We start from the raw sequence: 25,900 nt of genomic DNA, 5'->3' as shown, positions 1-25,900 counted from the left end.
CTTCCTTCCACCGGAGGGCAAGGAGTCCGCGATAAAAACCTCTTGCATAAAACCGAACACGAATGTATATTTATTCATATTATCCTAGATTTGCGGCAAGGTGGGAACCGACATGACTGTTACTTGCAGAAAAGCGACCGAGAGCGACGTCGATTCGCTCTATGACATCATTCAAAGCTATGCGGAGAAAGGAATCATGCTTCCGCGCTCGAAGGAAGCGCTCGGGCGCCATATCGATACGTTCGTCATCGCCGAGTACGAAGGACGCTTCGTCGGCTGCGGATCGCTGTTCCGGCTCGGACAAGACCTGGTCGAAATTCGCTCGCTCGGCGTGACGGACGGCTACAAGGGCCAAGGAATCGGCCGGAAGATCGTCTCGTTTTTGACCGAGGAGGCGAAGGCGAACCGAATTCCGAAAATTATGGCGCTCACGTACGAGGTCGCTTTTTTCGAAAAAAACGGGTTTACGGTCGTGCCGAAGGAAATCTTCCCCGAGAAAGTTTGGACCGATTGCGTCCATTGCAAAAAACAAAACAACTGCGACGAAATCGCGGTCATGAAGCGCCTTGACTGACTTGACAAGGTGCTTTTCTTTTTGGTATTTTTGTAATAAGGTTTAGCACTCCTTTCGATTGAGTGCTAACGACACGCCGGAAAAGCTTGGAGATCAAAGGAGGTCCGCGCATGTTAACTGAACGTCAGAAACTGATTTTGAGCGCCATCGTAGACGATTACATCCGTTCAGCGGAGCCTGTCGGGTCACGTACCATTTCCAAGCGGGGCGATGTCGGATTCAGTCCGGCCACCATCCGCAACGAAATGTCGGATCTGGAGGAGCTCGGATTTTTGGAGCAGCCGCACACGTCGGCGGGACGCATTCCTTCCCATAAAGGGTACCGCTACTATGTGGACCATTTGGTGAAGCGGGCGAATTTGTCCGTGCACGAGCTCGACGTGCTCAAGCTGTTTTTCGCCGAAAGGCTGCAAGAGATGGAGTCGATCATCCAGCACGTCGCGACGGTTTTGTCCGGCTTGACCAACTATACGTCGATCGTGATGGGGCCGGAGCTGATGACGACGACGCTGAAGCATTTGCAAATCGTGCCGTTGAACGATTCGTCGGCGGTCGCGATCATCGTGACGAATACCGGGCATGTGGAAAATCGGGTCATTTCGATCCCCGAGGGCGTGCCGGTTCACGAGATCGAAAAAATCGTCAACCTGCTGAACGCCCGTCTGGCCGGCGTGCCGCTTATTCATTTCAAGTCGCGGCTGTACAACGAAGTCGGCTCCGAAATCGGCAAATACGTATCGAAATACGAAGAGCTGATCCGGATGATCGAAGGCGTCGTGCAGAGCGACGAGGAAGACCGCATCTACGTCAGCGGATCGACGAATATGCTGACGCAGCCGGAATTCAAGGACGTCGACAAGGTGAAAGGCATTCTCGATCTGTTCGACGAGGCTCATACGCTCGTCCGGCTGTTCTCCGAAGCGCCCCCGGGCATTCAGGTGAAGATCGGCACGGAAAACAGCGTCGAGGCGATTAATAACTGCAGTTTGATTACGGCATCCTATTCGATAGACGGACAATTGCTCGGAACGATCGGCATTCTGGGGCCGACCCGGATGGAATACGGGAAGGTGATCAACCTGCTGGACCATCTGTCGAAGGATATGGCCGTCGTGCTTGCCCGCTGGTACAAATGACGGGGAGCGCGGCCGGCTGCCCGGAGAGGAAGCGTTTCGCATGAAACAGGCGAACCATGAAGGAGAAGAACGCCACGCCGCGCTGCTGAACAACGCGGCCGCGATTCGCGCCATCTGCTCCGCGGTCGAAGGGACGCTCGGGCCGAAAGGGCTCGATACGATGCTCGTCGGCCCCCGCGGCGACGTGCTGGTGACGAACGACGGAGCGACCATTCTCGAGAAGATGGACGTCACCCACCCGGCGGCGAGAATGCTCGTGCAGGTGGCGCGTTCGCAGCAGGAGCAGATCGGCGACGGCACGACGACGGCGACGGTGCTCGCCGGCGCGCTCGTGGCCGAAGGGGTAAGCCAAGTGACGAAAGGCGTCCCGGTCGCCAAAGTGGTGCAAGGGATGCAGGAAGGAATCCGCTTCGCGGCGGAGCGGATGCTCGCGCGCTCGCGGTCGGTCGGCGGACCGGACGATCCGATTCTATACCGGATCGCCTACGTCGCCGGCCGGGAAAACGGCGACATCGCGGAGCTCGTCGTGGACGCGGCCCGGCTGCTCGGCGGCGCGCGGCTGGCCGAGGAGTCGTTCCGCTTCGCGGAGCTCGTCGTCTCGCACGAACGGCAAGGGAACGAGGTGTGGCCCGGTCTGCTGCTCGAGCAGCGGCCGTTCCAGGCGCATCAGTTCGAGGCGGAGCTCGGCGGCTCGTCGGTGCTCGTGCTGTACGACGCCTTGGAGCCGGAGAAGCTGGAGGAAGAAGCGCTCGTCACCGAGGCGGGCTTCCAGACGTTTATGAAGATGAAGGAGCGGTTCGCGGACCATTTGCGCAAGCTGCTCGCGCTGAACGTGCGGCTCGTCGCGCTCGATCGCGGGGCGGACCCGGAGGCGGAGCAGTTTTGCGCCGACCACGGCATCATGCTGCTGCAGCGGGTGCCGAAGCGGGAGCTCGAGCGGCTGTGCGAGCATACCGGCGCACGCCCGGCCCGCCGTTCGGCGCTGGCGAAGCCGGAGCGCGAGCTGGCCGCCTATGCGGGCCGGTGCGGCTCGCTCGCGTACGACGGCCGCATCCGGCGCGTCCGCGTGGCGGGCGGCGCCGGCAAGCCGACGGCGACGGTGCTCGTCGGCGCGAGCACGCGCGAGGTCGTCGGCGAGCGGGCGCGCATCGCCCGCGACGCGGCGGCGGCCGTCCAGGCGGCGATCCGCGGCGGGTACTTGCCCGGCGGCGGATCGGTCGAGATGGCGGTCGCCCACGAGCTCGAGCGGTACCGCGAGACGGTGACGGGCCTCGAGGCGTTCGGCGTCGAGGCGGTCGCCCATGCGCTGCGCAAGCCGCTCGCGCAAATCGCGCAAAACGCCGGCTTCAACCCGCTCGAAAAAGTCGAAGCGGTAAAAGCGGCCCAGCTGGCCGAGCGATCGGACCGGCACGGGATCGATTGCGATACGGGCCACGTCGCCGATTGCTTGGCGCGGGGCGTCATGGATCCGACACGGGTGAAGGTGCATGCGCTGCGGGCGGCCGGCGAGGTGGCCGCCGCCGTGCTGCGCATACATACCGTGATCAAAATGAAATCCGACGAATGAACGAGGATCATAAGGAGGCACCGAAGTGACCGAACAAGAAAAGCGACAAGCGACTCTCGACGAGGAAACGGCGGCAAACGAAGCGGTTTCCGAATCGGGCGCGAACGAAACCGCGCAGGCGGACGGCGGGACCGCCGAGCCGGCGGGCGCGGAGACGGAGGCGGCCGAAGGCGAGTCGACGCTCGCGCGTCAATTGGAGGAGCAGCGCAAGCTGGCCGACGAGAACTACCAGCGCTACTTGAGAGCGCAGGCGGATTTCGACAATTTCCGCCGCCGTTCGCGGCAGGAGAAGGAAGAGTTCGCCAAGTACGCCTCGGCGAAGCTGATCGAGCAGCTGCTGCCGGTCGTGGACAACTTCGAGCGAGCTCTTGCCGCCGCGAAAGACAGTCAAGATTACGAGGCGCTGCTGAAGGGCGTCGACATGATTTACCGCCAGCTCGATCAGGCGCTCGCTCAGGAAGGGCTGGAGCGCATCGAATCGGTCGGACAGCCGTTCAACCCGGAAATCCATCAGGCGATCATGCGGGTGGAGTCCGAGGAGCATGAGGAAGGCACCGTTTTGGAGGAGCTCCAAAAGGGGTATAAGCTGAAAGATAAAGTAATCCGGCCGGCCATGGTCAAAGTTTCGGGCTGATCGGTCCGTTATCGGTATTTTTTTTGGGCGCATCCGGCCTATTCGATCCACAGACAGAGAACCTTGAGGAGGATATGAACATGAGCAAAGTGATCGGTATCGACTTGGGAACGACCAACTCTTGCGTAGCCGTCATGGAGGGCGGAGAAGCGGTCGTCATCCCCAACGTGGAAGGCAACCGCACGACCCCGTCGGTCGTAGGCTTCAAAAAGGACGGGGAGCGCGTCGTCGGGGAAACCGCGAAGCGTCAAGCGATTACGAACCCGGACCGCACCGTCATTTCGATCAAGCGTCATATGGGGACGAACTACAAGGAGGAAATCGACGGCAAAAGCTACTCGCCGCAAGAAATTTCGGCGATGATTTTGCAGAAGCTGAAGGCGGACGCGGAAGCGTATCTCGGCACGACGGTTACGCAGGCGGTTATTACCGTACCGGCTTACTTCAACGACAGCCAGCGCCAAGCGACGAAGGACGCGGGCAAAATCGCCGGTCTCGAAGTGCTGCGGATCGTCAACGAGCCGACGGCGGCGGCGCTCGCTTACGGTCTCGACAAGCAGGAGACGAACCAGACGATTCTCGTCTACGACTTGGGCGGCGGTACGTTCGACGTCTCCATCCTCGAGCTCGGCGACGGCATCTTCGAGGTTAAAGCGACGAGCGGCGACAACCGTCTCGGCGGCGACGACTTCGACCAGACGATCATCGACTACTTGGTGTCCGAGTTCAAAAAAGAGCACGGCATCGATTTGAGCAAAGATAAAGCGGCCGTCCAACGTCTGAAGGACGCGGCCGAGAAGGCGAAGAAAGAGCTGTCCACGGTGCTCACGACGACGATTTCGCTGCCGTTCATTACGGTCGTAGACGGCGTGCCGCAGCACTTGGAGCTGAACTTGACCCGCGCGAAGTTCGAAGAAATTTCCGCGTCGCTCGTCGAGCGCACGCTCGGTCCGACGCGCCAAGCGCTGAGCGACGCCGGCCTTACGCCGAACGACATCCATAAAGTCGTTCTCGTCGGCGGCTCGACGCGGATTCCGGCCGTCCAAGAAGCGATCAAGAAGCTGATCGGCAAAGAGCCGCACAAAGGGGTTAACCCGGACGAAGTCGTCGCGCTCGGCGCGGCGATCCAAGCGGGCGTTCTGACCGGCGACGTCAAGGACGTCGTGCTGCTCGACGTCACTCCGCTGTCGCTCGGCATCGAGACGGCGGGCGGCGTATTCACGAAAATGATCGACCGCAATACGACGATTCCGACGAGCAAATCGCAAGTGTTCTCGACGTATGCGGACAACCAGACGAGCGTGGAAATTCACGTTCTCCAAGGGGAACGCGCCATGGCGGCGGACAACAAGACGCTCGGCCGGTTCATGCTGGGCGACATCCCGCCGGCGCCGCGCGGCATTCCGCAAATCGAGGTCACGTTCGACATCGACGCGAACGGCATCGTGAACGTGTCCGCACTCGATAAAGGAACGGGCAAAAGCCAAAAAATTACGATCACGTCGTCGAGCGGCTTGACCGACGAGGAGATCGACAAAATGATGAAAGACGCCGAGGCGCACGCCGAGGAAGACCGCAAGCGCAAAGAGCTGGTCGAGGCGCGCAACCAGGCGGACCAATTGATCTACACCGTCGACAAAACGGTGAAGGATCTTGGGGACAAAGTCGATCAGGCGGAAGTCGACAAAGCGAACGCGGCCAAGGAAGAGCTGAAGAAGGCTTTGGAAGGCAACGATCTCGACCAGATCAAAAAGGCGACCGAATCGCTGACCGAAGTCGTGCAGCAGCTCTCCGTGAAGCTGTACGAGCAAGCTTCGCAGAACGCGCAAGCGGGCGACGCCGGCGGTGCGGCGGGCGGTGCCGAAAGCCCGAAACGCGACAACGTCGTCGACGCCGACTACGAAGTCGTGGACGACAAGAAGTAAGCGGACGAACAGGCGAACGATTCGTCGGAAGTCAAAGCCCCGGGTGACCGCGGCTTTGACTTTCGTTTTGCGTTTATAAGCTGCGAAGGATATCGTCACTTTTTGGGGAAGGTTCCGGGGTCCCCGAAAAGTACTCGGAATAAGCTACAGAGGCAAACTTCACTTTTTGGGGTAAGGTATTGGGGTCCCCGAAAAGTATTCGGAATAAGCTACGAAGGATATCGTCACTTTTTGGGGAAGTAGTAGGGGGGGTGAAACGGTGAGCAAACGCGATTATTACGAGGTACTGGGCGTGGGGAAAAATGCGTCGGAGGACGAGATCAAGAAGGCGTACCGCCGTCTTGCCCGCGAGTACCATCCGGACGTCAACAAGGCGGCCGATGCGGCGGAGAAGTTCAAGGAAGCGAAGGAAGCGTACGAGGTGCTGAGCGACGGCCAAAAGCGGGCGAATTACGACCGTTTCGGCCACGCGGACCCGAGCCAGGGCATGGGCGGAGGCGGCTTCGGCCAAGACTTCGGCGGCTTCGGCGACATCTTCGACATGTTCTTCGGCGGAGGCGGCGGCCAGCGGCGCAATCCGAACGCTCCGCAGCGCGGGGCCGATCTGCAATATACGATGACGATCGAGTTCAAGGAAGCGGTGTTCGGCAAAGAGCTCGACATCCAAATTCCGCGGACGGAGTCGTGCGATACGTGTCACGGCACCGGCGCCAAGCAGGGAACCCGTCCGGAAACGTGCCAAACGTGCCGCGGTACGGGACAGCAGGAGGTCGTGCAAAATACGGCGTTCGGCCGAATCGTCAATCGCCGCGTCTGCTCGTCCTGTAACGGGCAAGGCACGATCGTCAAGGACAAATGCTCGACGTGCCACGGCGCCGGCAAAGTAAAGCGCCAGCGCAAAATCCACGTCAAAATTCCGGCGGGCGTCGACGACGGCGCGCAGCTGCGCGTATCGGGCGAAGGCGAAGGCGGTACGAAGGGCGGGCCTCCGGGCGACTTGTATATCGTCATCCGCGTGAAATCGCACGACTTTTTCGAGCGCGAAGGGGACGACATTTTCTGCGAAGTGCCGCTTACGTTCGTTCAGGCCGCGCTCGGCGACGAAATCGAAATCCCGACGCTGACCGAAAAGGTCAAGCTCAAAATTCCGGCCGGCACGCAGACGGGAACGTATTTCCGCTTGAAGGGCAAAGGCGTCCCGCGTCTGCGCGGCTACGGGCAGGGCGACCAGCAAGTGCGCGTCGTCGTCGTGACGCCGACGAACTTGACCGATCAGCAAAAAGAGCTGCTGCGCGACTTCGGCAAACAAACCGGCGAGCATACGCACGAGCAGCATCAGACGATTTTCGAGCGGATGAAAAAAGCGTTTTTGGGCGAATGATCGCCCGCCTCCAGCCATCTCCGATTCCCGGACGGGAACGGACGATGGCTTTTTTAGTTGGATCCGGCAGCGCCGTTGGATTTTGTCCAATGAGGAAGCCGCGAACGGAGACGAAACCGACCCGCCGTTGGATTATATCCAGCAGAAACGGTTCGAACCGAACGACAGCAAGACGGTGGAGGCGATTCGGTTGGAACGTTTCCAATGGGAACGTCCTTTATGGTCCGGTCGAAGCGAATCGATTGGGATGAAATCCAACAGCAGGCCCGGTACGCCCGGAAAGCGCTTATGACACGGCTTGGGTACCGTTCGACAGTGGTCCCGGTCCATGTTCGTCCGCCGCCTCTTGAAACCCGAATCGTCCCGGATCGACGTCGCGCCTCCGCCTGCGGCCGGTCGGGCATGCATAAAATCCCGACCGTTCGTGGCATACTACGTTCGTCCAAATCGTGGCGATAAAGGAGGATACACCCATGACCGAATCGAACGCGTACAACGCCGAGACGAACGAGCAGCAGCTGCCTGTCGGGAAAAACGAAGACGTCGAATATTCCGAGATGCTGGCGGACGCCGCCGACCGCGAAGCGGCCGAGCGTGCGGAAGCGGCCGACAACCGTCAAGAGAACGGTTGACCGGTTCTCCGGCTGTCGAACCGTCGGACGGAGGTGACGCAGGATGACGGAAAAAAACGTATTGGCTTATTTCAAAAGCCGGGAAGACGCGGAAGGCGCTGCGGCGAAGCTGAAGGCGCTGCGGATCGAGGACATGCGCATCGATGAGGTCGGCCGATTTCCGGGCGAAGGAATCGACCATGTCGAAAATCCGGTGAACGCCGACTTTCCGAGCCTCGGCTACTTGACGCTCGGCGGCGACTTCACCGACCGCAACGCGGGCATTCTCGCCGCGGCCGACGTCAGCGCGAGCGGAATGAGCGCGGGCGGCGGCGAAGACGACACGATGGGCCGCAACTTTTTGCTGACGGCCGTCATGAGCGAGGACGTTCACCATCAGGCGCTGCGCGTCGTGCAGGAAAGCGGCGGGCTCGTCTAGCGGTAACGAAAAAGAAGGGGAAGCGGTCAAAGGCCGCTTCCCCTTCTTCCATGCTGCCGTCTTACTCCTCGAATATGTCTTCGAAAATTCGCTCATACGGCAGCTCGATGCCGGGCAGCAAAACGGACTGCTCCACCTGCGCATAGTTCCCGTCGCCCGCTGGAGCGAATACAGCTCGATGACGTTGCCGATCGGATCGACGATCCAATATTCGTTTACGCCGTATTTCTCGTATTTGTTGAACTTGTCGACCAGGTCGCGACGCGTGCTGCGGATACCGGGAGATACGACCTCGACGACCAGATCGGGGGTGCCCCGGATGCCCATCGGCTTCACGATCCGTTTGTTCGCCACGGAGACGAAGGTGATGTCCGGCATGACGAAGTCCTTGCTCGACGGATCGTTCTCCAAGTAGACGGCGATGTTGGAGGAAAACAGGTAACCAAGTTTATTGGCAAAAACGAAATGATCGATCACGGATGCGATTCGAATGAGTACAAGTTCATGCCGGGGCGATCCCGGACTCCTCATCAACTTCTTGCCGTCCCAAACCTCGTTTCTTTCTTTCGTTTCCTCCATCGCTTCGTCATGAATCATCGAACTGCACCGCCTTCATTCGGATGACTAACATGCTTCATCATACAACAGGCACGCCCTTTCTGCGACACTCCTCTCCCTAACGAAGCGATCCTTTCCCGCCCCCCGAAAAAACGCTCTTGACGCGAGACCGAAATCCGGATAACATCAACAATAAACAACACGATTCATCATCAATAGTCAAATGAATGTTGAATTCAGGAGGCGATCCGATGTCGCTTACGTACGAGGAGCGCCGCAAGACGATATTGCGGCAGCTGAGCGAGCACGACAAAGTGCAGGTGCAGCCGCTCGCCGAGCTGCTCGGCGTCTCGACGGAGACGATCCGCCGCGACCTGGACCGGCTCGAGAAGGAAGGCCGGCTGTCCAAGGTGTACGGCGGCGCCGTCGCGAACCGGATGGCGCTGCGGGAAGCGCCGTTCCCCCAGCGCGCCGAGGAGCGCAGGGCGGAAAAGGCGGCGATCGGCAAGCTGGCGGCGTCGCTCGTCCGGGAAGGCGAGACGGTCATGGTCGACCACGGGACGACGATGCTCGAGCTCGTGAACCATTTGCGCGACCGCGCCGACGTGACGATCGTGACGCATTCGGTGCCGGTGCTGCTGCTCGCGATGGAGCGGTTCGCGGGACGGGTGTTTTTCGCCGGCGGCGAAGCGAATCCGGGATTGCGCTTCGTGTCGGGCCCGATGACGGAACGGCAGCTGGGCGAGCTGAAGGCGCACAAGGCGTTTTTGTCGGTCGGGGGCGTATCGTCGGTCGACGGCTTAACCGACTACGACTGGAACGAGGCGAGCGTCTCGCGGCGGATGCTGGAGCGGTCGGAGGAAGCGATCGTGCTGGCCGATCATTCGAAGCTCGGCCGGACGGCGTTCGCCCGCATCGCCGGCCTGCGCGACGCGAGCGCGATCGTGACCGATGCGGGCTGCCCGGCGGAATGGAAGGAACAGCTGGAGCAAGCCGGTGTCCGGCTCTGGATCGCCGAGCCGATCGATTGACGGGTTCGGGACGGCCGTAACCACCTTACCTAACGGATGGGAGAGAACGAATATGAGCAAAACGGCATTGTGCTTTCGCGAGGACGGCACGTTTACGATCGCCCAGTTCACCGATATTCATTGGATGGACGGACGGGAAGCGGATTTGCGGTCGCGGGCGCTGATGGAGCGTGTCGTCGCGGTAGAGAAGCCCGACCTGATCGTCTATACCGGCGACGTCATTTATACCGGCGGGGTGAAGGAAGGCGACCGCCCCTGCACCGACCCGATCGGCGCCTTCCGCGAGGCGGTATCGACGGCCGAGCGGAACGGGATTCCGTGGACGGTCGTGTTCGGCAATCACGATACGGAGCAGCTTATCACGCGAGACGAGCTGGCGGCGTCCGTCGGGCGGTTTCGCCATGTCGTATCGGAGCGCGGACCGGAAGAGGCGACGGGCGCCTCCAACTTCGTCCTGCGTGTGCAAGGGCGGGACGGCCGGACGGCGGCGGCGCTGTACGGCTTCGACTCCGGGGCGTACTCGCCGGTGCCGCACGTTCGCGGCTACGATTGGGTGCGCCGCGATCAGATCGGCTGGTACGAGCGCGAATCGGCGCGGCTGACCGGAGAAAACGGCGGACAACCGGTTCCGGCGCTCGCCTTCTTCCATATCCCGCTGCCGGAATACCGCCAAGTGTGGGAGGTGGAGACGTGCTACGGACACAAGCATGAAGACGTTTGCTGCCCGCAGCTGAACAGCGGCTTGTTCGCCGCTTTGGTCGAAGCGGGGGACGTCGTGGGGACGTTTTGCGGTCACGACCATATCAACGATTATTGGGGAGAGCTGTTCGGCGTCCGTCTCTGCTACGGCCGGGCGACGGGCTACAATACGTACGGCCGGGAAGGGTTTCCGCGGGGAGCGCGCCTGATCCGGCTGAAGGAAGGCGAGCGAGCGTTCGAGACATGGCTTCGGCTCGACGACGGGACGGAAGTGCGGGAGCAGCCGGAGCATACACCCGGGCAGGCGTGAGCAAAATTTGCGTACTTATCCTGTTTTATAGCAAAAAATGAACAGAAAGACGACGGAATTTGCGCTAAGATGGGGCTAACGCCGGTAACTCCGGACCAAAAGCCCCTCTAGGAGGTTTACGAACCATGCCCCTGCAAACGCTTCAATCCGTAATCGACAAGCTGAAAGCCGGCGGCGCCGACGTCGAGACGTACGAGCGGTCGCTCGCGCGGCACGAAGACGTCTCGCTGCTTATGATCAAGAAGGACGGGCGCAAGCTGCTGCTCGCCGAAGGCTCGGGCACGCTATACGACGCGCTGGAAGGCGAGACGCCGGACGGGCTCGAAGGCGCGAAGCTGTGCCCGGCGAGCCATGCGAACCGGCTGGCGCTGAACCGCTTCTTCCCGTGGACCGCGCCTCGCGCCTTCGGCACGGGCATCGCCACGATCGGCTTGGGAGACCGGCTCGGCATCGCATCCCCCGGCCATATCGAAACGGTGCGCGGCAAGGATATTCGCCCCGTGCTGGCGCAGCAAAGCATCCGCGAGCTGAACCTGACCGGGCGCGACTACAAGGAAGTGCTCGATGCGGCCTGCTACGCGGCGTTTCAGGAAGGGTACAAGGACGGCTTCGGCGCCGACGGCGATCATCTGAAGGTCGAGTCGGACATCGCGATGGCGCTCGATCTCGGCTTCACGATGCTGACGCTGGACTGCTCCGAGCATATCGACAACACGATCGACGGACTGTCCGCCGAGGAGCTTCAAGCCCGCTACGCGCAACTACCGGCCGACGTCCGCGAGCGCTACGAGAGCCGTTTCTTGAACCGGACGTTCGAAGCGGCCGGCACCCGCTTCACCTTCAACGCATCGTCGCTCGCGAAAGACGTGCTCATTTACGCCAAGGCGATCGAGTATATGGAACACGTTTTTCGCAAGTACATCGCGACGGCGGGACGCGAGATCGATTTCGAAATCTCGATCGACGAAACGGCGACGCCGACCGACCCGGCCTCGCATTTCCTGATCGCGCAGGAGCTGTACGACCGCGGCGTAACGCTGTTTTCGATGGCGCCCCGGTTTTGCGGCGAGTTTCAAAAAGGGATCGACTACATCGGCGACGTCGCCCGGTTCGAGGAGGAGCTACGCATCCATGCGGCGATCGCGGACCATTTCGGCTACAAGCTGAGCTTCCATTCCGGCAGCGACAAGTTTACCGTCTTCCCGATGATTGGCGCGCATACGAGGGGGCGGTTCCATCTGAAGACGGCCGGCACGAACTGGCTGGAGGCGATGCGCGTCGTCGCGAAGACGAATCCGGAGCTGTACCGCCGCATGCATGCGTACGCGCGGGACCGTTTCTCCGAAGCGACGGCGTATTACCACGTGAAGGCCGACTTGAACAAGGTGAAGCCGCTCGAGGAGACGCCCGATGCCGAGCTGCCGGATTATTTGAACGACGACGACGCGCGGCAAATGCTGCACATTACGTACGGTCTGCTGCTTCAGGCGAAGGACGAAACGGGCAAGCCGTTGTTCAAGGACGAATTTTTCGCGACGATGTCCGGGCATGAAGGGGAGTTCCGCGACGCGCTCGTCGCCCATATCGGAAAACATATTCGGCTTCTTGGCAAATGAGGCGGAGACGTGTACAATGAAAGCATGCACATCATGCACACGTTAACATTATATCCGTCATTCCGGGGAAAGGACGCGTGAAATGGCCATTCAAACGAAAGAGGAGCTTCGTTCCTACGTCCGCGAGACGATCCGCAGCACGCCGATTTCCGACATTCACACCCATCTGTTTACCGAGGATTTCGGCAATCTGCTGCTGTGGGGGATCGACGAGCTGCTGACGTACCATTATCTCGTCGCGGAGACGATGCGTTTCCATCCCGATCTGCCGTACGAGACGTTCTGGGCGATGTCGAAGCGGGAGCAGGCCGACCTCGTCTGGAAGACGCTGTTCCTCGAGCATTCGCCCTACAGCGAGGCGTGCCGAGGCGTGCTGACCGTGCTGAGCCGTCTCGGGCTGGACGTCGGCTCGCGCGATTTGGAGTCGTACCGCGCCTTCTTCGCCTCGAAGACGACCGGCGAATACGTCGACCTCGTGTTCAAGCTGGCGAACGTGGCCAACGTCTGCATGACGAACGACCCGTTCGTCGACGAGGAGCGGCAAGCGTGGGAGAACATCGGTTCGATCGATCCGCGCTTCAACACCGCCCTGCGCATCGATCCGCTGCTCATGCAGTGGGAGGAGCGGACGTGGGAGCGTCTGAAGGAATGGGGCTACGACGTGGAGCAAGCCGTTACCGACAAGACGGTCGAAGGGATCCGCGAATTTTTGCGCACCTGGATTCGCAAAATGAATCCGCTCTATATGGCGGTGTCGCTGCCTCCGTCGTTCCGTTACCCGGAGCAGTCGGCAAGGGGCGACATCATCGCGAAATGCATCCTGCCGGTCGCCCGCGAATTCGACATTCCGTTCGCGATGATGATCGGCGTGAACAAGCGGGTCAATCCGGCGCTCGGCGACGCGGGCGACAGCGTCGGCTTGAGCGATGTCCGGGCCGTGGAGCAAATGTGCTCGCTGCATCCGGACAACAAGTTTTTGTGCACGATGCTCGCGCGCGAAAACCAGCACGGCCTCGCCGTCGCCGCCCGCAAGTTCCGCAACCTGCACGTGTTCGGCTGCTGGTGGTTCCTGAACAACCCGAGCTTGATCGAGGAAATGACCCGGATGCGGTTCGAGCTGCTCGGCACGAGCGTGACGCCGCAGCATTCCGACTGCCGGGTGCTCGACCAGCTGTTGTACAAGTGGGACCATTCCCGCGACATTATCGCGAACGTGCTGTACGACAAGTACGCCGATCTGCTCGACACCGGGTGGAGGATCAAGAAAAAAGAAATTCGCCGGGACGTCGCCGATCTGTTCGGCGGGGCGTTCTGGCGCTTCCTCGGCAAGCCGAACCCGGTCGCCGCAGCCGACTAAAACGAACAGTCCCGATCGTCCTAAAAGGATCGATCGGGACTGTTCGGGTTTACGCTTCGGCGACCCGGTTCGTGTTGCCGTCCGGATCGCGGAAGTAGAAATGACGGCCGGCTTCGCCGCCATCCGTCGCGACGATTTCGCCGCCTTTCGCTTCCACCCATTCGCGGGCGGCCGAGAGATCGGGCGTCGTCAGCTCGAACATCGGGTGGCCGACGACGCTTGCACCCAGCTTCCCGTAATAAACCGGCGGTATCGGATTGCGGCGGCGATCCAAGATGTGCAGCAGGGCGCCCCGCGCCGGCCGCAGCTCGCACCCCTCTTCGGCAAGCGACCTTGCTCCGGGCGCCAAGCCGAGCATCGCGCCGTACCATTGCGCCGTCTCGTCCACATCGTCCGAATGCGCGAACACGCGGCGGACTTCCGCGCGAATCGGGCAGCGGCCGCTCGCTGCGGCCGGTTCGGCAGCGTCGTCGCCTTGGCAAATCATGATCCCGTTTCGTTTGCCCGGATCGAATACGTTGAAATACGCGACATTCGAAAATCGCTGCAGATTGTGGAAAATGTCGTAGCTCCGTTCCCGCGCAAGCCGGTAAGCGTCGTCGATATCGGCGGTCCCATACATGACGAGGTGGGGGAAGCCGTATTGGTTCGGATCCAGGATGAGGCCCGTCCCGGCAATCGGCAGCGCATAGACGGCCCCGGCCGGCGCATCGGGCGAAGGCAGATCGAGCAGATCGCTCCACCATGCGGCGGAACGCGCCAGCTCTCGGACCGGCAAAAATACGGCGGCAATATGCGTAATCGGACTTTTCCGTTCCATGACCCTCATCGCTCCTCTACTTCCATGGATCGGACGACGACCGCGCTGCCGACGTCGGCGCCCAGCCCAATCGCAAACCGGCAGCCCGAATAATCGCCTTCCCGCTCGAAGCGGCAGTCGCCGTCGACGGAAACCGTCGTCCGGTCGTCGTCCACGACCCACCGCACCGTCGCGAATCGACCGCTCAGCCTTCCTTTTCCTTCCGCCCACAGCTCTTCTTTCGTGACGGGGTCGAGGAAGCTGAGCGAGCCGTCCGGATGAAATTTCACGCGGGCCGACGATCCGCCGTACAGCACGACCGAATTCGTGTCGCTGCGGACGACCGCTTCCACCGCGAACGGGGCCGAATACGCGGCGTTCGTCCGGGCGCATCCCCATTCCTCGTTGTAGCCGAGCCATAAGCCGTCGGCAGTCATGACGGGGTGGCAGGCGGCGTCGGGTACAAGCTCGTCCGCCGCGGTCCCGTTCCGCGACACCGGGAGGCGGGGCGCCGTTTCTTCTTCGGACAGCGCTTCGACGACGAACGACTTCATCGTAATGCGTCCATTGTCGCAGCCGATGCCCGCCTTGGAAATCAAATTTCCGTAATAGCCTTCCTGTTCGTGGAACAGCCGGCCGTCGACCCGCACCTCCATTGTCCGTTCCCGAATCGTCCAGCTGAGGCGGACCCATTCGCCGACCGGAATCGCGCCCTTGTCGACGTAACCGAAATCTTTGTCCACCGCGGGATGCCTGACGTAAAATTCTTCCCCCGTGCCATTCGCGGAGGACGGGCCGTAGTTGAACGTCAACGATCCGTGCTTGCCGTACAGCAGACGCAGGCAGCCGCCCTCGAGGCGGACGGACGTTTCGATGCGAAGCGGGACGGCGAACGCCGATTCCGTGAAGGCGCGTCCGGTCAATGTCAGCCCTTCGCGGGTCGCGTCCGCGTAATAAGCCGAGTCTTTGACGACGAGCTCGCACCCTCCTCCGTCATAGCGGAGAGGCTCTTGTTTCGCGTCCGCTGTGCCCGGACCGTCGCCGCCTAAGCCATCCCGGCTTCCCGGCTTCCCGCACACCATCAGCAGATTCCCGTCCGGATCGCGGAACGTGAAGAACGCCATTCCCGGATACTCCTCGATCCGCGATTCGGGAGCAACCCCGATCTGCTGCAGGTACCGGTAGGCGGCGTGGACGTCGGGCGAGTCGAACATGAGCATCGGCCGGTCCTTCGGCGCAAGCTTGCGGTCGTAGCCGTGCTGGTCGAGCACGAGGCCTTGGCCCTGCATCGCCAGCGCGTGCACCTTGTCCGTCACGCTCGACCGCTCGGGCATGCCGAACAGCTTGTGATACCAGTTGACCGAGCGTTCCATGTTGCTGACGTGCATGAACACGCCTCCGACCCGGTTCGTAATCGGATGGCCGGACTTCTCCCGAGCCGTTGTCGTCGTTTCGCTCATTTCATCATTCCTCCCAGGCGGTAAGGTTCAGGCTTCGACGCCTTCGAAATGGATGATGCGGATTCCGGCCGATTTCTTACAGCCGTTTTTGATTTTTTTGAAAATGATTGTATGAAAAGCCGTTGCGCCCGTCCGTCCGCCTGCGCGCAAGCAGCCAAGCCGCTTCTTGGAGGGCGCCGACGGCTTCCGCTTCCGCGGCGCATGCGCGCTCCAGCAGCCGGGCCGCCCGATCCGCGGGGCCCGGCGCCGAAGGGTCGGCGCCGAACGGCAGCGGGAACAGGCCGCTTACGTTACCCCACAGCGCCGCTACTTTCGCGTACAGCTTTTGCGCATGCGCGACGGCCGGAAGCGCGGCGGGGCATACGTCGGCCAAAAAACCGTCCGCGGCCATCGCCAGCAAATAGGTCGCCGCGTGCTTTCTCGCTTCGTACGTGAAGGCCGCGTTGTAAGCGGCGCCGAGCGCGTCGGCCGCCGCTTGCCGGTCGAACGCATCGATCCAGAGCCGGTACGCGGCCGTTCCGGCGATTGCGTACGAGACGGGCGTCCGAGTGCCGGTATGGTCGTCCCCGCGCATATGGCGGGCCGTCCGCTCGAATAGTTCGATCCAATGCGCCGCCCGATCGATCGAGAGACGTCCCGTCGGTACGGCGGCGAACCATTCGGCGTCATCGTGAAGACGGCCGAGCTTGGCGTAAGGCAGCGTTTTGCCCGCTGCCGACGTATCCGTCACGATCCAGGCCCGCTTCCCGTCGTCGAACCCTTCGATCAAGCCGAATTCGGTGTTGGATACGTTCCAGGCGACGGCCGGGACTCCCCGTTCCAAGGAAGCGAGCAGGGCGTCCATCGCGGTCACGAGCTCGTCGGGCCGACGGAGACGCCGCTCCGCCCCGCCGAAAACGGAGGCGTCGTACCCGAGCCCGCGCCAGCCCAGTCGGAGCGAATCCGCCCAATCGTACGCGTACGGGCCGCTGACGCCGAGGTCCGGCGCAACCTGAATGCGGAAGGCGTGCCCGGTCGCACCCATAACGTCCGTCAGCGAAACGTTGCGGCGGCCCGCCGCCGCCGCCGTCATCGTCATCATCGCCGCCATCGTGTCGTATGCGCCGGACAAGGCATAGGGGCGCGCCCGTTCGCAAAGCCGGGCGGCCGGCCTCCCACTTATCCGCCGAGCGGCCGCGTACCGTTCGATTTCGTCTTCATAGCGGGCTTCCTCCAACTTTTTGCGGGTGCGGGAAACGGCCGTATAGACGGCGCCGTCCGTCATGTTCCGCTGTGCGGCGACTTCCCGAACGGATAATCCGCCAAGCAGGTGCGATTCCGCGATCGCCCGGTCGCGCGGGGACAACCGGGACAGCAGCATGCGCAAATCTTCAGCGACGAGCCGCCCGATCGCTTCGGCCTGCGGATCGTCAACGGCCTCATGCCATCCTGCCGGCGAGGACCATGTCGGCGAATCGCCCTCCTCGAAGCGATCGGGAGTTTCGTTGCGGCTCCATCCGCTCCTGAGCGACATGAGCGCCTGATTGCGGACGAGCGTTCGCAGCCACGGCAAAAATTTGTCCGGCTGCTCGAGCCGGCCGATCTTTCGAAGCGTCTGCACGAGCGCATCCTGCACGATGTCTTCGGCCGTCGCCCGGTCGCGCACGACGCGGCTCGCCCATCCGAGCATGCGGCTGCGGTGCAGCCGAACGAGCTCTCCGAACGACGCAGCGTCGCCGTTTCTCGCTTTTTCCACCAATTCGTACTGTTCCCGATCGAACGTTTCCGCCATAGTCCGCAACCTCTCGTCCTCATTCAAGTCTCCATCCATTCATTCGCCCATCCCGCGCCGAATCCTTCCTAACCCGCGCCGAAAGACCGTTTCGAACGCAAAAACAGACCCGATCGTCACGGTCGATGATCGGGTCTGTTTGCTATGCGGCGTCGCAGCACGCCGCTTCTAAGCGGCGGATCTCGAAGTTTGCCCGGAGCGCGCCCGCCCGCGCACGTAACCGAATACGGTCAGCAGGACGATCGTCTCGGAGATCGGGATGGCGAGCCAGATGCCGGTCGTGCCGAACACGGGCGGGAGGACGGCGAGCAGCGCCGCCATAAGCAGCATTTCCCGGGCGATCGTCATCCAGATGGCCATTTTGACATGCCCGGTCGTCTGGAAGTAGGTCATCATGACGAAGTTGACGCCCATAACCAGGTAGGCGATGAAGAACAGCCGGATGCCGGCGACGGCCATCGCCCTCACTTCGGGCGCGAACATGCCGAACAGCGAGACGATGCCGTCCGCGGCCGCCAGTCCGATCAGCAGGACGGCCAATCCGGTGCCGAAGGCGGTCGCGACCGCGATGCGGATCAAAGACCGCTGCCGGTCCGTACGACCGGCTCCCCGGTAATAGCCGAGCGGCGGCTGGACGGCCGCTCCCATGCCGATGAACAGCATGAGCATGACGCTGTGCACGTAATTGAGCACGGAGAACGCCGACACGCCGACGGTTCCGACCCAATGCGCCATCGCCATGTTGTATCCGGCCGTAAAGACGGCGATCCCGACTTCGGCGAGGAAGCTGGGGAAGCCGATGGCGAACGTCCGTTTCATCAACGTCCACGACAGGCGAGGCTTGACGAAGCGCAGCGTCGCGTCCCGGCGCAGAAAATGCGCGGCGAGCGTGCCGGCTCCGAGCGTGGCGGCGATGACGAGCGCGAGCGCCGACCCCGATACCCCGAAGTCGAGCACGAACAGAAACCAGTAGTTCAAGACGACGTTGAAGACGGCGGTGACGAGCAGCGACAGCATCGACAAGTTCGGGTTGCCATCGTTGCGGACGAATACGCTGAACGCGTTTTGCACCGTAATCGCGAATCCGCCCGCCAGCAGCACGGTCATATAGTCCATGACATAGGGCATCGTCTCCGCATCGGCGCCGAGAAAGACGGCCAGCTTCTCGCGGAACGCGAAAGCGAGTCCCGCCAGCAGCAGCGTCAAGCCGAAAATGAGCGCGAGCGAATGGGTGAAGACGGAGCGGGCCTCCTTGTGCCGCCCGGCCCCCAAATGCTCGGAATAGATCGTCGCCCCTCCGATGCCGACCCAGAGCGAGACGGCGATATAGATCGAGAAAACCGGCACCGCGACGTTCACGCCGGCGAGCGCGATCTCCCCGAGCCGGCGCCCGACGAAAATGCCGTCCATGACGACGTTGACCGACATCATGAACATGCCTACGAGCGACGGAATCAAATAACGGACGAATACTTTTCCGACGGAATCGGTTTCCAGCGACGCGAGGCCGCGGTTGTTCGTATGCATGGTGCACCTCGTCTTAATCGTCCCCGCGAAGCAGTCCTTCCCACAATAAAGAAAACGTCGCTTCCGAGGCTTGCATGTAGTAGTCCGGGCTGCCGAAGATGAGCTTGGCCGACAGCCCCTCGAGTATCGTATGGACGGCCAAGGCGCCCCGTTTCGGGTTCGTCCGGACCGTCGGATCGTGCGCGAACGCGAGCTCGAGCAGATGGAGCAAATGATGCGAGTACAGATCGAACATCGTAATGAACAGCTCCTGCAGCGGCTCGGGCGGCATGAAGCCCATCAGGAACATCAGCTTGACGTTCCGGTTGTTCGAATACCGGTCTTTCGTTTCGACGACGAACCGATCGAGCAGCTCCCGAAGCGGCGTGCCCCGATGCTCGTCGAAGAACGAGGTGAGAAAGGCGATTTCCTGCTTCGTCGCCTCCTCGTGAATTTCGACGACCAGCTCCTTCTTGCTCGCGAAATGGGCGTACATCGACTGCTTCTTGATGCCGACCTCGTCCGCGATGTCCGCCAGCTTCGTCCCCTCATAGCCGTATTGCAGCAAATGGCCGACCGCGGCTTTCTTGATCTCTTCCCTACGATTCATGGACATCCCCCATTGAGCATTGGATGAAACTGACCGTGGTCAGGTTAACACAACGGATATATTATCATGATTTGCATGGGAGATCAACACCGAAGCTGACCTCAGTCAGTTGCGGGTTTCGCACGATGTCCAGCTAGAAACTTTTTACAAGGCCGGCCGTCTAATGGTAAGCAAGCGAAAATGCGAATTTCCGGCAAATAGGAGAGAGAGCGAATGTCCATTCTCAAAAAAAGCTGCCTTACCGCAGTCATCCTCGGACTCGGCGCAGCCTTGTCCCCATCCGCCGGTGCGGCGGCCGATTCGCCGGCCGTCCGGGCGGCCGTTTCCGACTATCCGGTTGCGGTCAACGGCACCGTCATCGATGCGCGGCATAGCGAGTACCCCCCTCTTGTCTACAAGGGGATCACGTACTTCCCGATGACGTGGAGCCATACGACCGCCCTCGGACTGACCGTCGATTGGAAGGCGGACAGCGGGCTGTCGCTGACGAAGACGAACGTCTGCGCCCCGTTCGTGCAGCCGTTGACGAACGGCGTCCGGACGAGCGAGAAGTCGGTCGCGGCGACGGTCGCTTCGTTCCCGGTACAGGTGAACGGCAAGCCGGTCTCGTCTGCGCAGGAGCCTTATCCCATTCTGCTGTTCCGTAATATCACATATTTTCCGATGACCTGGACGTATACGCACGACGAGTTCGGCTGGCAGACGAGCTGGGACGATCAGCGCGGCTTCGGCATCGAGGCGTGCGGCGGAGCGGCGAACGCGCAGTCGAAGCAAGCCGACGCGCTGAACGTGGCGAACGACGGTCAGCTGGCCGTCCAAGGCGACTGGATCTATATGAATCCGGCCCGAAGCAACGGCGGGGCGAACCGTCTCGTAAAGGTGCGGAAGGACGGAAGCGAGGAGACGAAGCTGTCCGATGACAACCCGAGAAATATTAACGTGGAGGGGGACTGGCTGTATTACACGGTATCCGACCCGGACCGAACCGAGCTCGGCGGCATCTATAAGATGAAAACCGACGGAACGGAGCGTACGCGGCTGTCGACCGTACCTGCGGCGAATTTATGGGTGAGGGACGGCTGGATTTCGTATATTCATTTGACTTACGTCGAGACGGAAGCGCTTGGAGGCGGCTTTTACGAGCCGGACGGCATTCGCAGGATGAGGACGGACGGCGCGGACGACCGGGAGCTTGTGGCGGGACGGCAGCTGTTCAATCTGTTCGTCGATTCCGGTCGCCTTTATTTCCTGATGCAAGACGTCGATGCCGGCCCGCGAAACTTGTACGCGATGCGGGACGACGGAACGGAGCTCGTCAAGCTTCGGGACGACGTGACCGAGGCCGCCGTCATCGACGGATGGGTGTATTACGTTCAGGGCGGCACGAAGCTTCGCAAAGCGAGCCCGGACGGCTCCGTCGACATTCCGCTGTACGAATCCGGCGAGTGGATTTCGTCGCTCCATTACCGCGAAGGGTGGCTGTATTTCATAAACGGCTCGTTCGGCGTACACGGCTCCGCCTTCATCGACAGGCTGAGAATCGACGGTACCGGCCATGCGCGGCTCCTGGAAACGCGCGCCACGGCGATCTATTTCGTCGACCGTTGGCTGTATTATCCGAAAACGGTCATGTTCGGCGACAACAAGCTGGAGCGGCTCGAAGTCGAGTAACGGGCGAAGGGCCGCTTACGGACGGTTTCTTTCTTCCTCGGGACCGATTCTGCTATACTGGTTTCGTACGTCATCCATCGTCATCCGAAAAATTCCGAAGAGAGAAGGGAAACGATGAAGTTTCAAGATTACGTCTACGAACGCCCGGACATGGAGCGGTTCCGCCGTGAATTTACCGCGCTGCTGGAACGGTTCACCGCCGCGGACACGTTCGAGGAGCAGAACGCCGCCTTCGAAGCGATCAACGCGGCCCGTACGGAAGTGTCGTCGATGCTCGCCATCGCGCGCATCCGGTATACGATCAATACGGCGGACCCGTTCTACAAAGCGGAGCAGGACTTTATCGACGAGCAGTCTCCCGTCTACCAAGGGCTGATTACGGACTTTTACAAAGCGCTGACCGAATCGAAATTCCGCGACCGTCTCGAAGCGCAATGGGGCCGGCAGCTGTTCGCCACCGCCGAGCTGTCGCAAAAGACGTTCGCCCCGGCCATCGTGGACGATTTGAAAGAAGAGAACAAAAAAACGAGCGAATATATCAAGCTGGTCGCCTCCGCCAAAATCGAATTCGACGGGCAGGAGCGGACGCTGTCCCAGCTGTCGCCGTTCATGCAGTCGACGGACCGCGATACGCGCAAGCGGGCCGCCGACGCGCGCTATTCGTTTTTCGAGGCGAACGAGGAGACGGTGGACGGCATCTACGACGAGCTCGTCCGTCTTCGCACCGGGATGGCCCGCAAGCTCGGCTACCGCAACTTCATCGAGCTCGCCTACGCCCGGATGAACCGGACCGATTACGGTCCGGAGCAGGCGGCCGCGTTCCGCAAGCAGGTGCTGGAGCATATCGTGCCGGTCGCCTCCGAGCTGAGCGAGCGGCGCCGCATCCGGCTCGGACTCGACTCGCTGCGGTATTACGACGGGCTGTCGTTTTTGACCGGCAATCCGACGCCGAAGGGCGATCCGGACTGGATCGTCGCGCAGGCGAAGGCGATGTACGCGGACATGTCGCCGGAGACGGACGAATTTTTCCGGTTTATGCTCGACAACGGCCTGATGGACCTCGAGAGCAAGCCGGGCAAGCGCGTCGGCGGCTACTGCTCGTATATCGGCACGCACAAGGCGCCGTTCATCTTCTCCAACTTCAACGGCACGTCGCACGACGTCGACGTGTTGACGCACGAGGCGGGCCACGCGTTCCAGGCGTACATGAGCCGGGATTTCGCCGTGCCGGAATATATGCATCCGACGCTGGACGCCTGCGAAATCCATTCGATGAGCATGGAATTTTTCGCTTGGCCGTGGATCGGCTCGTTCTTCAAGGAAGATACGGACAAGTACAAATATTCGCACCTGAGCGGCGCCATCACGTTCATCCCGTACGGCGTCGCGGTGGACGAATTCCAGCATATCGTCTACGAGCATCCGGACATGACGCCGGCCGAGCGGAAGAAGGCGTGGCGCGACGTCGAGCGCAAATACGTGCCGAGCCGCGTCTACGACGACATGCCGTTTTTGGAGCGGGGCGGCTTCTGGCACCAGCAGCAGCATATTTTCAAAAGCCCGTTCTACTACATCGACTACACGCTGGCGCAAATATGCGCGCTGCAGTATTGGAAGCTGGCGAACGACGACCGCGACTCGGCGTGGTCGAGCTACATCCGGCTTTGCCGCGCGGGCGGCAGCGATTCGTTCACGGGGCTCGTGAAGCTCGCCGGGCTGCGCTCCCCGTTCGAGGAAGGGTGCGTCTCGTCCATTATCGGCGACATCCGGGGATGGCTGGACGGCATCGACGATACGAAGCTGTAATATACCGATACCGAAACCGATACGAAACGGGCCGAATGCGGAATGCCGCATGTCGGCCCGTTTTGGCGTTTTGCCGGGCCCGCGGCCAAAAGTTCCATGGACGAAAGGGGACGAGGGAGCGAACGAGTGGAGGTGGCTCACGGAACGGTGTGGCGATGTCGAAAGCGGCGGAAACGTGCGGTTGCCCGGGAAATGCGGAACGGGGCGAGGAGCGAGATCCTTATTATGTTTGTTTGATTTTGTTTGTTGTTTATCAAAAAAACATATATTCAAAAATAAACGGGCGTGATATAGTGAAAACAGACATAAACAAAAATCGAATAACTCGAATCGCACACCGGGAGGAAAAACGACGATGGTACAACGATTGTGGGACAACGCCGAGGCTTCAAAACGGGAAGGAACGCTCGACCAGCTCGTCTACCGGTCGAACTTGCTCGGAACGGACCGGAGCGTCTGCAACTGGGGAGGGGGCAATACGTCGGCCAAGACGACGGTGACGGACTTTCGCGGCCGCGAGATCGAAGTGATGTACGTCAAAGGGAGCGGCTCGGATCTCGCGACGATGAAAGCCGGCCACTTCACCGGGCTGCGGCTGGACGACATCCGTCCGCTGTTCGAGCGGTCCGCGATGACCGACGAAGAGATGGTCGCCTACCTGGCGCATTGCATGATCGATGCCAAGCATCCGCGCGCGTCGATCGAGACGCTGCTTCACGCGTTTTTGCCGTTCAAGCACGTCGACCATACGCATCCCGACGCGATCATCAGCCTGTGCTGCGCGCATAACGGCCGGGAGCTCGCCCGCGAGCTGTTCGGCGACCGGTTCGTCTGGGTGCCTTACGTCCGTCCGGGCTTCACGCTGTCCAAGATGATCGCCGAAGGGGTCCTCGCGAACCCGCAGGCCGAACTCGTCCTGATGGAGAAGCACGGACTCGTCACGTGGGGCGATACGTCCGAGGCGTGCTACGAGAAGACGATCGCGATCATCACCGAGGCGGAGCGGTTCATCGAGGCGCGCGTCGACGAGGCGAAGCTGTTCGGCGGCGTCAAGCACGGAGCGCTGCCGCCGGAAGCGCGCCGCGCCCTGGCGGCAGCGGTCATGCCGGCCGTGCGCGGAGCGGTAAGCGACGACAAGCGGATGATGCTGTCGTTCGACGACGGGGAGGACGTGCTGCAATTCGTCGGCGGACGCGATTCCGCCGAGCTGTCGCAAATCGGCGCGGCATGCCCGGACCATCTCGTCCATACGAAGGTCGTGCCGCTGTTCGTCGACTGGACGCCGGACGCGGACGACGCGGCCGGGCTCGCCGCCAAGCTGAAGGACGGCATCGCCGCCTATAAGGAGCGGTACCGGGCGTATTTCGAGCGGAACCGCAACGACGGAGACGTCATGTTCGAGGCGGCGCCGCGCGTCATCCTCATCCCCGGCGTCGGCATGATCAACACGGGCAAGAGCGCGGCGATGTCGCGCGTCAGCGGGGCGCTGTACCGCCGCGCGATCGCGGTCATGCGGGGGGCGACGTCGCTCGGCCGGTTCGTGTCGCTCGACGAGAACGAGTCGTACAACGTGGAATATTGGCCGCTCGAGCTGTATAAGCTGACGCTGGCGCCGCCGGAGGCGGAATTTTCCCGGCAAGTCGCCTTCATTACGGGAGGCGCGGGCGGGATCGGCAGCGAGACGGCGCGGCGGCTCGCCTCGGAGGGGGCTCACGTGGCGTTGGCCGATCTGAACTTGGAAGGCGCGCGGAAGGTCGCGGAGGAAATTAACGGCCGATACGGCGACAATCGGGCGATTGCGGTTAAAATGGACGTAACGAAGGAAGACGAGATCGCTTCGGCGTATGCGGAAACGATCGTCGCCTACGGCGGCGTCGACATCGTCGTCAACAACGCGGGGCTGGCCACGTCGAGCCCGTTCGACGAAACGTCGCTCGCGGAATGGAACTTGAACGTCGGCGTCCTCGGCACCGGCTACTTCCTCGTCGCGCGCGAGGCGTTCAAGCTGATGAAGGCGCAGGGCACCGGCGGCAGCATGGTGTTCGTCGGCTCGAAAAATTCGATTTACGCCGGCAAAAACGCATCCGCCTACAGTGCGGCGAAAGCGATGGAGGCGCACCTGGCCCGCTGCATCGCGGCCGAGGGCGGCGAATACGGCATCCGCGTCAACACGGTGCTGCCGGACGCCATCCTGCAAGGGTCGGCGATCTGGAACTCGGGCTGGCGCAACGAGCGGGCCGCCGCCTACGGCATCGAGCCGGACCAGCTGGAAGAGTATTACCGGAAGCGGACGACGCTGCTCGTCAACATTTTCCCGAAAGATATCGCCGAGGGCATCGCCTTCTTCGCTTCCTCGAAAGCTTCGAAAACGACCGGCTGCATGCTGACGATCGACGGCGGCGTGCCGGCGGCGTTCACCCGATAAGAACGGAGGGAATC

Annotated in this window: 20 protein-coding genes and 1 pseudogene; 15 read left to right on the top strand and 6 right to left on the bottom strand. The window is 61.5% G+C overall.

Annotated elements, in window-relative coordinates:
- The first annotated feature begins 112 nt into the window (after positions 1-112).
- From DLM86_RS23295 to DLM86_RS23260, 8 genes are all read left to right on the top strand, one after another.
- On the top strand, positions 113-574 hold the full coding sequence (locus DLM86_RS23295; protein WP_110842473.1) for an N-acetyltransferase: 462 nt from the start codon (positions 113-115) through the stop codon (positions 572-574).
- A 110-nt stretch (positions 575-684) separates the two neighbouring features.
- Positions 685-1,710 (top strand): heat-inducible transcriptional repressor HrcA, encoded by a 1,026-nt coding sequence (gene hrcA / locus DLM86_RS23290; RefSeq protein WP_110842472.1) that lies wholly within the window; start codon positions 685-687, stop codon positions 1,708-1,710.
- A 40-nt stretch (positions 1,711-1,750) separates the two neighbouring features.
- Positions 1,751-3,277, top strand: a complete 1,527-nt coding sequence (locus DLM86_RS23285; protein ID WP_110842471.1) for a TCP-1/cpn60 chaperonin family protein — start codon at positions 1,751-1,753, stop codon at positions 3,275-3,277.
- 25 nt (positions 3,278-3,302) lie between these two features.
- Positions 3,303-3,911, top strand: coding sequence for a nucleotide exchange factor GrpE (grpE, locus tag DLM86_RS23280; RefSeq protein WP_110842470.1), 609 nt, complete (start codon positions 3,303-3,305; stop codon positions 3,909-3,911).
- Between the two features lie 80 nt (positions 3,912-3,991).
- Positions 3,992-5,836, top strand: a complete 1,845-nt coding sequence (gene dnaK, locus DLM86_RS23275) for a molecular chaperone DnaK (protein WP_110842469.1) — start codon at positions 3,992-3,994, stop codon at positions 5,834-5,836.
- A 259-nt stretch (positions 5,837-6,095) separates the two neighbouring features.
- Positions 6,096-7,217 (top strand): molecular chaperone DnaJ, encoded by a 1,122-nt coding sequence (gene dnaJ, locus DLM86_RS23270; protein ID WP_110842468.1) that lies wholly within the window; start codon positions 6,096-6,098, stop codon positions 7,215-7,217.
- Positions 7,218-7,690: 473 nt separating this feature from the next.
- On the top strand, positions 7,691-7,849 hold the full coding sequence (locus tag DLM86_RS23265) for a YfhD family protein (RefSeq protein WP_110842467.1): 159 nt from the start codon (positions 7,691-7,693) through the stop codon (positions 7,847-7,849).
- A gap of 43 nt (positions 7,850-7,892) precedes the next feature.
- Entirely contained in the window at positions 7,893-8,267 is a 375-nt protein-coding gene (locus tag DLM86_RS23260; protein ID WP_110842466.1) for a hypothetical protein, read from the top strand.
- 219 nt (positions 8,268-8,486) lie between these two features.
- On the opposite strand, the pseudogene DLM86_RS33210 reads toward DLM86_RS23260, so the two are convergent.
- Positions 8,487-8,798, bottom strand: a pseudogene (locus tag DLM86_RS33210) (Uma2 family endonuclease); the annotation flags it as partial.
- A gap of 278 nt (positions 8,799-9,076) precedes the next feature.
- Here DLM86_RS33210 and DLM86_RS23250 point away from each other — a divergent pair.
- From DLM86_RS23250 to DLM86_RS23235, 4 genes are all read left to right on the top strand, one after another.
- Positions 9,077-9,856 (top strand): DeoR/GlpR family DNA-binding transcription regulator, encoded by a 780-nt coding sequence (locus DLM86_RS23250; protein WP_110842465.1) that lies wholly within the window; start codon positions 9,077-9,079, stop codon positions 9,854-9,856.
- Between the two features lie 52 nt (positions 9,857-9,908).
- The gene (locus DLM86_RS23245) at positions 9,909-10,865 is read left to right on the top strand and encodes a metallophosphoesterase family protein (protein WP_110842464.1); all 957 of its coding nucleotides are present in this window, start codon (positions 9,909-9,911) and stop codon (positions 10,863-10,865) included.
- A gap of 125 nt (positions 10,866-10,990) precedes the next feature.
- Complete coding sequence (locus DLM86_RS23240; RefSeq protein WP_110842463.1) at positions 10,991-12,481, top strand: tagaturonate epimerase family protein; 1,491 nt, start codon at positions 10,991-10,993, stop codon at positions 12,479-12,481.
- An 82-nt stretch (positions 12,482-12,563) separates the two neighbouring features.
- Positions 12,564-13,838, top strand: coding sequence for a glucuronate isomerase (locus DLM86_RS23235; RefSeq protein WP_110842462.1), 1,275 nt, complete (start codon positions 12,564-12,566; stop codon positions 13,836-13,838).
- Positions 13,839-13,887: 49 nt separating this feature from the next.
- On the opposite strand, the gene DLM86_RS23230 is transcribed toward DLM86_RS23235, so the two are convergent.
- The 5 genes from DLM86_RS23230 to DLM86_RS23210 form a co-directional block, all read right to left on the bottom strand.
- Positions 13,888-14,658 carry a VOC family protein gene (locus tag DLM86_RS23230; protein WP_110842461.1) on the bottom strand — a complete coding sequence of 257 codons (771 nt, stop codon included), beginning with the start codon at positions 14,656-14,658 and terminating at the stop codon, positions 13,888-13,890.
- A 5-nt stretch (positions 14,659-14,663) separates the two neighbouring features.
- The gene (locus DLM86_RS23225) at positions 14,664-16,097 is read right to left on the bottom strand and encodes a VOC family protein (RefSeq protein WP_110842460.1); all 1,434 of its coding nucleotides are present in this window, start codon (positions 16,095-16,097) and stop codon (positions 14,664-14,666) included.
- A gap of 76 nt (positions 16,098-16,173) precedes the next feature.
- Positions 16,174-17,868 carry an RNA polymerase sigma factor gene (locus tag DLM86_RS23220; RefSeq protein WP_158289625.1) on the bottom strand — a complete coding sequence of 565 codons (1,695 nt, stop codon included), beginning with the start codon at positions 17,866-17,868 and terminating at the stop codon, positions 16,174-16,176.
- 168 nt (positions 17,869-18,036) lie between these two features.
- Positions 18,037-19,395: an MATE family efflux transporter gene (locus tag DLM86_RS23215; protein WP_110842458.1), complete on the bottom strand. Its 1,359-nt coding sequence runs from the start codon at positions 19,393-19,395 to the stop codon at positions 18,037-18,039.
- A gap of 13 nt (positions 19,396-19,408) precedes the next feature.
- Positions 19,409-19,984: a TetR/AcrR family transcriptional regulator gene (locus DLM86_RS23210; RefSeq protein ID WP_158289624.1), complete on the bottom strand. Its 576-nt coding sequence runs from the start codon at positions 19,982-19,984 to the stop codon at positions 19,409-19,411.
- 213 nt (positions 19,985-20,197) lie between these two features.
- On the opposite strand from DLM86_RS23210, the gene DLM86_RS23205 reads away from it, so the two are divergent.
- The 3 genes from DLM86_RS23205 (at position 20,198) to DLM86_RS23195 (ending at position 25,886) form a co-directional block, all read left to right on the top strand.
- Positions 20,198-21,655, top strand: coding sequence for a DUF5050 domain-containing protein (locus DLM86_RS23205; RefSeq protein ID WP_110842456.1), 1,458 nt, complete (start codon positions 20,198-20,200; stop codon positions 21,653-21,655).
- 114 nt (positions 21,656-21,769) lie between these two features.
- On the top strand, positions 21,770-23,461 hold the full coding sequence (locus tag DLM86_RS23200; RefSeq protein ID WP_110842455.1) for a M3 family oligoendopeptidase: 1,692 nt from the start codon (positions 21,770-21,772) through the stop codon (positions 23,459-23,461).
- Between the two features lie 355 nt (positions 23,462-23,816).
- Positions 23,817-25,886, top strand: a complete 2,070-nt coding sequence (locus DLM86_RS23195; RefSeq protein ID WP_110842454.1) for a bifunctional aldolase/short-chain dehydrogenase — start codon at positions 23,817-23,819, stop codon at positions 25,884-25,886.
- Positions 25,887-25,900 lie beyond the last annotated feature (14 nt).

This window comes from Paenibacillus flagellatus (genome assembly GCF_003217775.1).
Classification (GTDB): Bacteria; Bacillota; Bacilli; order Paenibacillales; family NBRC-103111; genus Paenibacillus_AB; species Paenibacillus_AB flagellatus.
This window is presented reverse-complemented; position numbering and strand designations above follow the sequence as displayed.

Coding starts and splice junctions, on each gene's coding strand:
- DLM86_RS23200 (WP_110842455.1), top strand. CDS start 21,770: ATGAAGTTTCAAGATTACGTCTACGAACGCCCGGACATGGAGCGGTTC.
- DLM86_RS23245 (WP_110842464.1), top strand. CDS start 9,909: ATGAGCAAAACGGCATTGTGCTTTCGCGAGGACGGCACGTTTACGATC.
- DLM86_RS23215 (WP_110842458.1), bottom strand. CDS start 19,395: ATGCATACGAACAACCGCGGCCTCGCGTCGCTGGAAACCGATTCCGTC.
- DLM86_RS23210 (WP_158289624.1), bottom strand. CDS start 19,984: ATGAATCGTAGGGAAGAGATCAAGAAAGCCGCGGTCGGCCATTTGCTG.
- DLM86_RS23285 (WP_110842471.1), top strand. CDS start 1,751: ATGAAACAGGCGAACCATGAAGGAGAAGAACGCCACGCCGCGCTGCTG.
- DLM86_RS23260 (WP_110842466.1), top strand. CDS start 7,893: ATGACGGAAAAAAACGTATTGGCTTATTTCAAAAGCCGGGAAGACGCG.
- DLM86_RS23240 (WP_110842463.1), top strand. CDS start 10,991: ATGCCCCTGCAAACGCTTCAATCCGTAATCGACAAGCTGAAAGCCGGC.
- DLM86_RS23220 (WP_158289625.1), bottom strand. CDS start 17,868: ATGGCGGAAACGTTCGATCGGGAACAGTACGAATTGGTGGAAAAAGCG.
- DLM86_RS23295 (WP_110842473.1), top strand. CDS start 113: ATGACTGTTACTTGCAGAAAAGCGACCGAGAGCGACGTCGATTCGCTC.
- DLM86_RS23205 (WP_110842456.1), top strand. CDS start 20,198: ATGTCCATTCTCAAAAAAAGCTGCCTTACCGCAGTCATCCTCGGACTC.
- DLM86_RS23250 (WP_110842465.1), top strand. CDS start 9,077: ATGTCGCTTACGTACGAGGAGCGCCGCAAGACGATATTGCGGCAGCTG.
- DLM86_RS23195 (WP_110842454.1), top strand. CDS start 23,817: ATGGTACAACGATTGTGGGACAACGCCGAGGCTTCAAAACGGGAAGGA.
- dnaK (WP_110842469.1), top strand. CDS start 3,992: ATGAGCAAAGTGATCGGTATCGACTTGGGAACGACCAACTCTTGCGTA.
- DLM86_RS23265 (WP_110842467.1), top strand. CDS start 7,691: ATGACCGAATCGAACGCGTACAACGCCGAGACGAACGAGCAGCAGCTG.
- DLM86_RS23230 (WP_110842461.1), bottom strand. CDS start 14,658: ATGGAACGGAAAAGTCCGATTACGCATATTGCCGCCGTATTTTTGCCG.
- hrcA (WP_110842472.1), top strand. CDS start 685: ATGTTAACTGAACGTCAGAAACTGATTTTGAGCGCCATCGTAGACGAT.
- DLM86_RS23225 (WP_110842460.1), bottom strand. CDS start 16,097: ATGAGCGAAACGACGACAACGGCTCGGGAGAAGTCCGGCCATCCGATT.
- DLM86_RS23235 (WP_110842462.1), top strand. CDS start 12,564: ATGGCCATTCAAACGAAAGAGGAGCTTCGTTCCTACGTCCGCGAGACG.